At 36.2% G+C, this 11,939-nt stretch carries 11 protein-coding genes and 2 pseudogenes; 7 read left to right on the top strand and 6 right to left on the bottom strand.

The annotated features are described in order from the left end of the window. Positions 1-51: 51 nt before the first annotated feature. Positions 52-299: pseudogene (locus CA730_RS17910) on the top strand (hypothetical protein); the annotation flags it as partial. 59 nt (positions 300-358) lie between these two features. On the opposite strand, the gene CA730_RS17905 reads toward CA730_RS17910, so the two are convergent. The 4 genes from CA730_RS17905 to CA730_RS17890 all read right to left on the bottom strand — a co-directional run bounded on the left by CA730_RS17905 (position 359) and on the right by CA730_RS17890 (position 4,512). Continuing rightward, the gene (locus CA730_RS17905; RefSeq protein ID WP_027402129.1) at positions 359-556 is read right to left on the bottom strand and encodes an NblA/ycf18 family protein; all 198 of its coding nucleotides are present in this window, start codon (positions 554-556) and stop codon (positions 359-361) included. Between the two features lie 868 nt (positions 557-1,424). Beyond that, positions 1,425-2,153 carry a Stp1/IreP family PP2C-type Ser/Thr phosphatase gene (locus CA730_RS17900; RefSeq protein WP_096669339.1) on the bottom strand — a complete coding sequence of 243 codons (729 nt, stop codon included), beginning with the start codon at positions 2,151-2,153 and terminating at the stop codon, positions 1,425-1,427. Positions 2,154-2,174: 21 nt separating this feature from the next. Further along, a complete protein-coding gene (locus CA730_RS17895) occupies positions 2,175-3,860 on the bottom strand; it encodes an ABC1 kinase family protein (RefSeq protein ID WP_096669337.1) in 1,686 nt (561 codons plus the stop codon). Between the two features lie 328 nt (positions 3,861-4,188). Further along, positions 4,189-4,512, bottom strand: coding sequence for a DUF6825 family protein (locus CA730_RS17890; protein WP_096669336.1), 324 nt, complete (start codon positions 4,510-4,512; stop codon positions 4,189-4,191). Positions 4,513-4,946: 434 nt separating this feature from the next. Here CA730_RS17890 and CA730_RS17885 point away from each other — a divergent pair, with 434 nt between their 5' ends. From CA730_RS17885 to CA730_RS17870, 4 genes are all read left to right on the top strand, one after another. Beyond that, complete coding sequence (locus CA730_RS17885; RefSeq protein ID WP_027402125.1) at positions 4,947-5,192, top strand: type II toxin-antitoxin system HicB family antitoxin; 246 nt, start codon at positions 4,947-4,949, stop codon at positions 5,190-5,192. Positions 5,193-5,234: 42 nt separating this feature from the next. Further along, complete coding sequence (locus tag CA730_RS17880; protein ID WP_096669334.1) at positions 5,235-8,264, top strand: type ISP restriction/modification enzyme; 3,030 nt, start codon at positions 5,235-5,237, stop codon at positions 8,262-8,264. A 207-nt stretch (positions 8,265-8,471) separates the two neighbouring features. Beyond that, entirely contained in the window at positions 8,472-8,750 is a 279-nt protein-coding gene (locus CA730_RS17875) for a BrnT family toxin (protein WP_096669332.1), read from the top strand. Further along, positions 8,728-8,991, top strand: coding sequence for a BrnA antitoxin family protein (locus tag CA730_RS17870; RefSeq protein WP_231939873.1), 264 nt, complete (start codon positions 8,728-8,730; stop codon positions 8,989-8,991). Before CA730_RS17875 ends, CA730_RS17870 begins: the two co-directional genes overlap by 23 nt. Before the next feature lie 337 nt (positions 8,992-9,328). On the opposite strand, the pseudogene CA730_RS17865 reads toward CA730_RS17870, so the two are convergent. Further along, positions 9,329-9,514, bottom strand: a pseudogene (locus tag CA730_RS17865) (element excision factor XisI family protein); the annotation flags it as partial. Positions 9,515-9,654: 140 nt separating this feature from the next. On the opposite strand from CA730_RS17865, the gene CA730_RS17860 reads away from it, so the two are divergent. Then, positions 9,655-10,377 carry a Uma2 family endonuclease gene (locus tag CA730_RS17860; RefSeq protein WP_096669328.1) on the top strand — a complete coding sequence of 241 codons (723 nt, stop codon included), beginning with the start codon at positions 9,655-9,657 and terminating at the stop codon, positions 10,375-10,377. A gap of 187 nt (positions 10,378-10,564) precedes the next feature. After that, the gene (locus CA730_RS17855) at positions 10,565-11,224 is read left to right on the top strand and encodes a Uma2 family endonuclease (protein ID WP_096669326.1); all 660 of its coding nucleotides are present in this window, start codon (positions 10,565-10,567) and stop codon (positions 11,222-11,224) included. 119 nt (positions 11,225-11,343) lie between these two features. Here CA730_RS17855 and CA730_RS17850 read toward each other — a convergent pair whose 3' ends face one another. Then, a complete protein-coding gene (locus CA730_RS17850; protein ID WP_096669324.1) occupies positions 11,344-11,919 on the bottom strand; it encodes a Uma2 family endonuclease in 576 nt (191 codons plus the stop codon). Positions 11,920-11,939 lie beyond the last annotated feature (20 nt).

Below are 11,939 nucleotides of genomic sequence, written 5' to 3'. Positions count from 1 at the left end.
CAAGTATTTCTAAACTTCGACTGTGCTGGATTAAAACAAGGGATTTAGCAGGTGGGACATACTTTTTTATTAGAACCAGGACGGTGGGTGATCCAAGTTAGTTGGAGCGCAATAGTCAACCAATCCCCTTGAAAGGTTTAACATTAGTGGTTTGGAATCGAGATAATTGGTTCTCTATAGCTACAAAATTAATCTTTCCTAACAGCGATCGCCCAGAAATTTCTTTCCAGTATAAAGGACGACTTCATGAAGGAGAGCGGCAGTATACTTTTCTGCTTCAACATAATTATCTCGGACAAACATTAAGTTAGTTACTTGGCTTTCACTGCGATACAGGAGAAGTGACTCATTAGTAACTCTATGCCATATTGGGATCTGATTCTAGACCCCATTGGTGTTTGAGCATTTCTTGGTAAGTTGCTTCACGGACGACCATTTGCTCATACAGTTTAACCAAAAAATCCTGAGCTTGTTCGTGGCTCATGTGTTGGACTTGTGTGGCAAAGGAGCGAATGCTAAATTGCTGTTCCAAAGATAGTTCAGTTCGTTGATTCATAATGAACTCCAAAACAAACAAGGTTTAAAGTCGAAATAAATTGATAACAGAATTGAAAAGTTGGAAGTCACGATTTAAAGGTTAAACAGGTTGTTGCTTGTTATTTAAATTCCTGAGTTCCTTTATTTGCAATCTGTTGAATTACATAGAAGTCCGAAGAGGTAATCCTTGGGCTAGATTTTGCTTAACATTTGTCTCTTTATATTAAGAAAGATAACAAGTATTTGACAATTTGCCCATCTTTTTGAATTTATTTTTCTGGGGTATGTATTGGTACTGAATCTACTTATACAAGAATCAACTCCGCAGAGAGCGGATTTGTGCAAGTTGGATGGTTTGATTTTAGTGAAGATTCTTTAAGTTAAAGTAGTTAAGGGTTGGTTGGTATTTAGGGGTTATCGGTGAGAAATCAAGAGACAGGCAAGTTTAATGTTTGGCACTGATATTGATTCTTTGATGTCTTAACCGCTTATTTGCTATTTATTTAAGGCAGACTACAAAGTGCAATCTGTCAATTGTGGAAATTATAGAAATTTAAGCTCCTGTGGTAATTTTTGGAGATTAAAAATATTTTTATCAAATTACTAATATAAAAAATGCTCAATTTGAACAAATTGTTAAGTATATTTACTTTTTTTAGGGAACAGGCAGGGGGAAGGTGACAGGTGACAGGTAATAGGTAATAGGGAAAGAATTTTCTTCTTTCTCCTGATAGCGCAGCGTGGCGTTAGCCATACTCCTAAACTCCTGACTCCTGACTCCTATAGCGGTTCTCGATTGAGTGAGATACAAGAACCCCAACCCCAACCCCCTCCCCGCAAGCGATGAGGGGGCTATGATGTATCTCATGCAAGTGCATACCGCTATATTAGTTTTCTACAGACACGAGGACGACGGTAATATTATCGTGTCCACCTTTTTCTTTAGCGGCTTCAACTAGGTTATGAGCAGCTTGTTCTAAATTAGGTGCGTCCTTGATGTATTCAAAGATTTTCTGATCTATGAGTTCTTCTGTAAGTCCATCACTACAGAGAAGTAGGCGATCGCCCTGTTCTAGAGTTATTGGTTGAATATCAATGTGATGGAGGTCTTCTCTGCCTAAACAACTAGATAAAACGTGGCGATAGGGATGAACTCTGGCTTCATCAGCAGTAATGTCGCCAATTTTCAGGGCTTTGGCGATCCAGGTATGGTCTTCTGTAATTTGTTCTAATTGTGATTTTCGCAGACGGTAAAGACGGGAATCGCCAACATGACCACATACAGGTAATTCATCTGGACGAATCATGATGACTACGGCTGTTGTTCCCATATCAGCACGTTCGGGATGATTTTGCTGGTCTTTAACTATGGCTTGATTGGCGGTGGATAAAGCTTGTTCTAAAATTTCCGAGGAAGATTGGGGGGATTGCCAATTTTTGTCTAGATATGAACGAATTTCTTCGGTAGCGATGCGACTGGCTTCTTCTCCTCCTGCATGACCACCCATCCCGTCAGCGACTATAAAGAATCGCCCTGCGGGATCAATATAGTAGGAATCTTGATTATAAGCACGAATACGCCCCCGATCTGTACAACCGGTAGATTCAAGTTTCATAGATTTTTGGTGAACAATTAATTAATACATCCGATCATAACGGTCGAGGCGTAAAAGCAAGCGAACCAGCATGAATGAAACTGATGCGGCAATTAGACCAATCAGACTTGCTAACCATACATAATGGCTAACTAGGAGAATTGTGGCAGCAATTGTAAAACCACTGATAATAAGAGCATAGCTTATTCCCAGTTGAATATTACCCTGTCGCCGTATCAGGCGTTCAGTTTCTACGGAGCGAACTCTTAGTCGAATATCCCCACGTTCTATTTTATCTAGGGTATCTTCTAATCTTCGTGGTAATCCTAAAGCAGTGCTACTGACTTGGACTGCTTGACGGCTTAATTCATTCAAGAAGCTATTCCCCTCAGAAATACTGTTATTTGTCATAAGCTGCATTGCGTAAGGCTGGGCAACTTCCATAAAGTTAAATTCTGGATCTAAACCTTTACCAACTCCTTCAAGGGTAGAAAAAGCCCGCATGACGAAGGTAAAGGTTGCTGGAAACCTAAATGGTTGATCATAAGCGAGTTCATACAGGTCTTCACTGATGGCTGCCACAGATTGGTTTTCAAAGGGCTTATCCATGAAGTTATCCAGCATAAACTGGACTGAACGACGGACAGGTCCCATGTCTTCAACTGGGGCGATCGCTCCTAAACCAACTAGAGATTTTACCACACGGTCGCCATCTTTTTGGGCGATGCCAAATAAAGTTTCCATTAATCCTTCGCGGACATTGGATTTAATTGTTCCCATCATCCCGAAGTCGTAGAAAATCAAAGCCCCGTCGGGACTAACTGCCAGATTACCAGGGTGAGGGTCAGCGTGGAAGAAACCATTGTTAAGAAGTTGATGTAGATATGCTTGTGCGCCGTAACGAGCGATCGCTTTTCTATCCACACCCGCTGCATCTAAAGCATCATATTGACTAACTTTAATCCCCGGCACATACTCCAAAGTAATCACTCTAGAGGTAGCATAACGCCAATAAACTCTCGGTACTTTTACCCAATCATAAATACGGAAATTCCGGCGAAAAGTATCGGCGTTGCGTCCTTCATTCAGATAATCAATTTCTTCCCAGAGAATCCGACAACATTCTTCATATATACCCATCCAATCTCTCCCCCGTCCCCATTTGGGATGGTTTTGAAAATAGCGAGCAATACCTTTAAGAATGCCTAAATCAATTTCAAACAGCTTTTTGAGTCCAGGGCGTTGCACCTTGACAACCACTGATTCACCAGTATACAAAATAGCCTTATGGACTTGACCCAAACTAGCAGCAGCCAAGGGAACAGGTTCAAAATCTTGGAACAGGACGGAAATTTTCTTCCCTAATTCCTGCTCAATAATCCCTTCTACCTGTTCATAACTAAATGCCGGGACTCTATCTTGTAACTTAGATAACTCCTCCACATATTCAGCAGAGAAAATATCCGCACGAGTTGAAAACAATTGTCCAATCTTAATAAAAGTCGGACCCAAATCTAAAAACGTCGTTTTAATCCAGATTGCTTGGGCTTTGCGTCTAGCTGCTTGCTTGGCTTCTGTTACACCACCGGGGTAACTCCAAGCCTTGTTATAGCGCCAAATTTTGAACATCAAGGTCAAGACAAAAGACCAAATATCCACAAAGCGGCGTTTGCTAGAGTATTCTTCCCGATTCCAACGGTATGCTTTGTCTGAGTAACCTTGTTCCATATTTTTCTTATACCGTCGGGTTGTTACGGAGGCAGGAGGCAGGGGGGCAGGGCTGACAGATGTAGGTTTTTTACATTCTGGTGAGGGCAAGACTTGGGCGACAAGGTGGACAAGGTGACAAGGGAGGAAAACCCTACAGGATGATGTTTTTTGGCAACAATAACACACCGTTAAAAGACTATTGTGCGTATAAACTCTTCCTTGTCTACGTTCCCTCCAAGTCTTCCCAGTCTTGCCTTCACAGACAATATTAAAAACCTACCCTTGTGAGGGGGGGCAGGGAGAATATTTTTCTATTACCCATTACCCATTACCCATTACCTATTACCTATTTTGCAGCATTACGATGCTTCTGCAATTCACTTCTTAATAGAGCAATTTCTGCCCTTAATTCGTCAATTTCAGTCTGTAAGTCTACTGAATCTCCCCCAGATGAACTATTACCTGTAGTTGTTCCAGTTGCAGACGATTCTGCAGCCCGATTAGCTCGTGCCATCACTTCTTCTGTAAACTGGCGTAGTTGCTCTTTAGCTTCAGCATCAAATTTGCCTAATTCACTCAAAGCATCAGTCAAGGCGACTTCTACACGCTCATTAATCACTTCAGCTACTGCTCTGCCTACGAAAAAGGCTTGCACAAGGGGATTACTCATAAATTTTTGTAAAGTTGCTCCGCAAAAAGAATTATAACCTGTATATAGGCCGTCATGCTTCTATCTGAAAGTTTTCTCAGTTGGTGAAATACAACCACTCTAAACAGGTGTCTCTCGTCAGAGGATGTTTGAAAAATTTCCGGCGATTATAAATCACGACTACACAAACAAAGTCCACCTGCGTGGACTAATGCAAATTCAAGGCTTTTAAACCCACGTATCCCTTACGGGACCGAAGGAATAGGTGGGTTTCGTCTGGGTGGACTAATGCAAATTCAAGGCCTTTAAACCCACGAAGGTGGGTTTCGTCTGTGTGGTTCCGCGACTTCTAGTAGCCTGGTGGATAATAAATAGACTTATTCAGAATATCGTTTAAATAGATGAAAACTGCTGTAACATAAGAAATATTTACTTTTTAACAGGAAATAGTAAAAATGCTGGCAAGTTACATTGATAAAGCAATGGAATTAGCAGTTTATGAAATTATTGAAGATGATGGTACTTATTGGGGTGAAATTCCAGGTTTGCAGGGAGTATGGGCAAATTATAAAACCTTAGAAGGTTGTCGGCGCGAGTTAAAAGAAGCACTTAGTGATTGGTTGGCTTTACGTTTACGTTTAGGGTTAAATATTCCTTTGATTGAGGATATTAACTTAAATCAAATTACAGAGCCAGTATAAAAACCTAAAAATACAAATATATTTAAATGTTGTGGTGCAGCTATGTCTAGACTCCTGGTGACACAATATCAAGCCGAAGTAGAAAAAATCATTCAATATGGTGGTTCTCGCAAAGAAACATCCATTCGCGTCGCTTTCCAAAACCTGTTAAACGAATATTGTAAACCTAGAGATTTTTTACTGATTCCTGAATTAGATTATAGATTACCCAATGGTAAACTTGTTTATCCTGATGGCACAATTAAAGACGCTTTGCGCTTAGATTGGGGTTATTGGGAAAGTAAAGACCAATACGACAAATTAGACGAGGAAATAGAAAAGAAATTAAATAAAGGTTATCCCGATAGTAATATACTATTTGAAGATTCTCAAACTGCGGTTTTAATTCAATCTGGACAAGAAACCCAGCGCGTGACTATGGGCGATGCTGACGCAATAGATGGTATTATTAATAACTTTATTAATTATGTCCGCCCTGAAGTACGGGACTTTCGGGAAGCAATAAGTATATTTAAGCAAGATTTACCCACTGTACTAGATTCTCTCAGAAAGTTGATAAAATGTCAAGAGGGTAATAATATATTATTTGAAACCGCCAGAGATAAGTTTTTTAATATTTGTCAAAAGTCTATAAATCCTGAAATTACCTTGTTAGATATTCAGGAAATGATCATCCAACATATTTTAACAGAAGATATTTTTATTAATATATTTAGCGAGTCACAATTTCATCAAGAAAATAACGTAGCGCGGGAATTACAAGGGGTAATTTCCACCTTTTTTACTGGAAGTTTAAAAAGAAATACTTTAGGAAGTATTGAAAGATATTATGCAGTTATTAGACGCACTGCGGCTAATATCGTTAATCATCAAGAAAAACAGAAGTTTCTCAAAGCGTTGTATGAGAACTTTTATAAAGCTTATAATCCTAAAGCTGCGGATAGGTTAGGAATTGTCTATACTCCCAATGAAATTGTCCGGTTCATGATAGAGAGTACAGATTTTTTAGTACATAAACATTTTGGGAAGTTGTTAGCAGATAAAGATGTAGAGATTTTAGATCCTGCGACGGGAACGGGGACTTTTATTACTGAGTTAATTGATTATTTACCAACCCATAGTTTACAGCACAAATATAAACATGAGATTCATTGTAATGAGGTGGCTATTTTACCTTATTACATTGCAAATTTGAATATTGAATTTACCTATAAGCAGAAAATGGGGGTGTATGAGGAGTTTGAAAATATTTGTTTTGTGGATACTTTGGATAATACCTCTTTTGAGGGTAAGCAATTGGATTTGTTTGCTATGACTGTGGAGAATACTGCGAGAATCAAAAGACAGAATGATAGAACTATTTCTGTGATTATTGGTAATCCTCCTTATAATGCAAATCAACAAAATGAGAACGATAATAATGCTAATCGTGATTATCCAGCAATAGATAAGTTGATTAAAGAAAGTTATGTAAAACATAGTAATGCTCAGAAAACGAAAGTTTATGATATGTATACTCGTTTTATTCGCTGGGGTACGGATAGATTAGGAGATAATGGTATATTAGCATTTATCACAAATTCTTCCTTTATTGACAAGACAACTTTTGATGGATTTAGAAAGGTTCTTGAGTCTGATTTTAGTGAGGTTTATATTATTGATTTAGGAGGTGATGTTAGAAGTAATCCGAAATTATCAGGGATGAAAAATAATGTCTTTGGTATTCAAACAGGTGTAGCTATTAGCTTTATGGTAAGACAGGATAATAAAAAGAATCTTCCTTGCAAAATATACTATATTCGTCTTCCAGAATTTGATATCGCAGAAGAAAAGTTAAATTTCTTGGTACACAATGAGTTCAGTAAATTATCTTTTGAACATATTAGTCCAGACGATAAGTATAATTGGATTAATAAATCTAATACAAATTTCAACGATTTAACTCCTCTGATTGATGATAATAGAAAAGGTATCAACTCTATTTTTTCCTTTATTTCCAATGGGGTTGTAACTGCAAGAGATGAATGGGTTTATGATTATAATGAAATAAAATTGATGGAAAAAATAAATTATATAAGTACATTCTATAATCAGAAAATAGAGAACTTCCCGTTAAATACAATAGATGAAACTGGTGAATATTTTGATGAAACAATAAAATGGAGTGATTCTTTAAAAGCTAGTTTTCGATCAAAAAAAATGGCTTTTATTTCTCAAGAACATATTAAACAAAATATTATTGAGTCATCATATCGTCCTTTTACTAAAGTTTACTATTATGCTGATGTATTATTTAGTGATCGTTTAACTTCTGTACATAATAAATTATTAGGATTAAATTTAAGAAATCATAATTTGATAATTTCTGTAACCTGTCATAAACAAGTACCTTTTGTTGTTCAATGTACTAAACAAATTTATGATTATGGTTTTGGTTCAAGAGATACTAAGGGATTTTCATTATATAAATATGACAAAGAAGGAAAACGCATTGATAACATAACCGACTGGGGACTAAAACAAATTCAAACCCATTACCAAGATGAAACAATTACCAAAATAGACATCTTTCATTATACCTACGCAGTCCTACATAACCCAGCTTATCGCAGCAAATACGAACTCAACCTCAAACGCGACTTTCCCCGCTTACCATATTATGAAAACTTCCGAAAATGGGTTAACTGGGGAAAACAACTCATGGAATTACATATTAACTATGAAACAGTTACACCTTATAACCTAACCCGTCTTGATATTCCCTTAAAAGACAACCAAAAAACACCCAAACCTAAACTAAAAGCTGATAAAATCAAAGGTAGTATTATCTTAGATGATGTCACCACATTAGAAAATATTCCGAAAATCGCGTGGGAATATATGCTAGGTAATCGTTGTGCGTTAGAATGGATATTAGATCAATATAAAGAAAAGAAACCAAAAGATCCAACCATTGCGGAAAAATTCAATACCTATCGTTTCGCAGATTATAAAGAACAGGTGATAGATTTATTAATGAGAGTCTGTACCGTGAGTGTAGAAACAATGAATATAATTAGAGAAATGGAATAATCATGTATTCTTGTAGGTTGGGTTAAGCGACAGCGCGACCCAACATCTTAATAAGTAGTCTAAAATTAACATAGTCTAAAATTAACATGATGAAAATAATAATGTCTGAATCAGGATAACCAGGATTTAAGGATTTATAGGATGAATGATTTTTGCTGAATAGGATAGCTGTATATTATAATTGAAGAATAATTTGAACTATCAGAGATGCAGTTTGAGTGGGACGAAGCGAAAAATTTAGAAAATATCCGTAAACATCAGATTGACTTTGAAGATGTTTATAAAATCTTTGAAAGTCCAATGCTGATTGAGGAAGATGAACGTTTTGACTATGGTGAAGAAAGATGGTTTGGTATTGGTTTTTTAGGAAATGGAGTCGCTGTAGTTGTTTGGACCGAAAAACAAGGCAATGTAATTAGAATTATTTCAGCACGAAAGGCAAATCGTTATGAACGAAAAAAATTTGAACAATATCTCACGGACTAATTGGCAAGCATTAGATTCAATGTCAGATGAGGACATTGACTATTCTGATATTCCACCATTAACTGATGAGTTTTTTGAAAAAGCAACTTTGCAAATTCCCGCAGCACAAGCCAAAAATGTTATTCAATTAGAACCTGATATCATAGCTTGGTTTAAAACCCAAAATAAAGACTATCAAACAGCTATTAATCAACTTTTACGTCGTCATATCGAAAGTAGCAGTAATCAAAAATCTGCTTAATAATGTAGGTTGGGTTAAGTGACAGCGCAACCCAACAACTGCTTTAATGAACTAATAATGAAAATATCTGAATCAGGATGTCCAGGATTTAAGGATTTACAGGATGAAGAGATTAAATATTTTTGACAATCACCAAATTTTGTGTATATAAAAATTCTGGGAATGATGATAAAAATATCTGAATCAGCATAAATAGAATTACATTACTTTCAGCATCAAATATTTTATTCAGCAATCCCATATCCGGCAAATCTACCCATATAAATCCAAATCCCAACAAAAATCCTGTACATCCTTAAATCCTGAAAATCCTGATTCAGAAAATAAATGACTTTCTCTAAGCCACTCCATAATCTGTATATGGACGTTTATAAGGAGGATGTAAACCCAACACGATATCTTCTCTGGGAACACCCATTTTTACTAAATCTTCGGCGGGATTTTCTTCTGTTAAATTCTGTTGTAACCAAATTTTGCCATTTTTAATATCGAAGTGAATCACAGTCATATACACGCGATTTAAAGTCTAAAGCACAGATGTAGCTGACTTAGGAAGCTACATCTTCAAGGGTTTTCGGCATTTCCCTTATAATGTTGGGTTTCCTTGCGTCAACCCAACCTACGTAATGCTATAATCAATAAATAACTACTTGGTATCATATCATGATGATTACTCAAGCATTAGAATGTAAAGAAAACATCTCTCAAGATGTGATTTTTCCTCCGAGTGATTTATATAGTGATGAACCTCCCGTGGAAACAGAACTACATCTAGAGCAAATTATGCTCTTAATCAAATGTCTCAAATGGTTGTGGAAAGATAAAACTGATTTCTATGCTGCGGGAAATCTCACCATTTATTATAGTCCTAATCAGAAAAAATCAGAATATTTCCGAGGTCCAGATTTCTTTGTTGTGCTAGGAACAGAACGCAAAACTCGGAAAAGTTGGGTAGTTTGGAATGAAGACGGTAAATATCCTAATGTAATTTTAGAAATTCTCTCACCAACTACAGCGAATACAGATAAAGAATATAAAAAAGAACTTTATCAAAATACTTTCCGCACACCGGATTATTTTTGGTTTGATCTTTATACACTAGAATTTGCAGGTTTTCATTTATTAGATGGAAAATATCAACCTCTAGAAGCAAATGAAAAAGGACATTTATGGAGTGAGCAATTAGATTTATATTTGGGAATTCATGAGGGATTATTGCGGTATTTTACACCAGAAGGAAAGTTAGTTTTTACCCCTGAAGAAACCGCAGAACAGGAAACCCAAAGAGCAGAAATACAAGCTAAAAGAGCCGAAAAGGAAGCGAGAAAATCAGAACGTTTAGCAGCAAAATTACGGGAGTTAAATATAGATCCTGATATAATTTAATCTACAATCAAATGTAGGTTGGGTTAAGCGATAGCGAAGCGCTCCGCAGGAATCACGCAACCCAACAAAAGTTTTAATAATCAGGTTTAATAATGTTGAGTTTTAGTCAGATCCCCGACTTCTTAAAGAAGTCGGGGATCTTGCAATTCGATGCTATAATCAACAAATAACTACTTGGTATCATATTATGATGATTACTCAAGCATTAGAATGTAAAGAAAACATCTCTCAAGATGTGATTTTTCCTCCGAGTGATTTATATAGTGACGAACCTCCCGTGGAAACAGAACTACATTTAAGACAAATAATTCTCCTTTTCAAATGTCTAGAATGGTTGTGGAAAGATAAAACTGATTTCTATGCTGCGGGAAATCTCACCATTTATTATAGTCCTAATCAGAAAAAATCAGAATATTTCCGAGGTCCAGATTTCTTTGTTGTGTTGGGAACAGAACGCAAAACTCGGAAAAGTTGGGTAGTTTGGAATGAAGACGGTAAATATCCTAATGTAATTTTAGAAATTCTCTCACCAACTACAGCGAATACAGATAAAGAATATAAAAAAGAACTTTATCAAAATACTTTCCGCACACCGGATTATTTTTGGTTTGATCCTTATACACTAGAATTTGCAGGTTTTCATTTATTAGATGGAAAATATCAACCTCTAGAAGCAAATGAAAAAGGACATTTATGGAGTGAACAATTAAATTTATATTTGGGAATTCATGAGGGATTATTGCGCTATTTCACACCAGAAGGAAAGCTAGTGCTTACCCCTGAAGAAACCGCAGAACGTTTAGCAGCAAAACTGAGAGAATTAAATATAGATCCTGATACAATTTAATCTACGATCAAACGTAGGTTGGGTTAAGCGATAGCGAAGCGCTCCGCAGGAATCGCGCAACCCAACACAATCTTTAATAATTACGTTGAATAATGTTGGGTAACATACGTCAACCCAACCTACTGGAAATTTACACCTTCATAAATATCACTGAAGGGGATTTGAAAATCTATTGATTTTAAAGACAATATATCATTTACTGATTCATATTCAGTTAATACCCATTGTCCTTCGGCATTTTTGGCAAATTGTTCAATAAAACATTCATATTGGTTAATCATAATATATTCTTTTAATTCAGGAAGAGAACGATAAAATCTAAATTTGTCGGTTTTATCATAATTTATAGTTGATTTAGATAACACTTCGACAATCATTAACGGATTTGTTACTTGAGTAGTTCCAGTTCCTTGATATATTGGTTCTCCTTGAATTACCATAATATCTGGATAAGTATAGATTTGATAACGTGGTATCCATAATTTAACATCACCCATATAAATCTTGTAATGTTGATTCCGCATTTTTAATTTAAAATGTAGATAAAAATTACCTGCGATTTCATTATGATTTGTAGTTCCACCAGTCATTGGTATAATTTCCCCGTCTATATATTCATTTTTAAATTCTGATTTTTCTTCTAATTCTAAATATTCTTCTGGAGTGTAGTATTTGCTAGATGTTTGAATTTGCATATCAACCTCATATTTTTAAT

The sequence above is a fragment of the Dolichospermum compactum NIES-806 genome (assembly GCF_002368115.1).
In the GTDB taxonomy this organism is placed as follows: domain Bacteria; phylum Cyanobacteriota; class Cyanobacteriia; order Cyanobacteriales; family Nostocaceae; genus Dolichospermum; species Dolichospermum compactum.
This window is presented reverse-complemented; position numbering and strand designations above follow the sequence as displayed.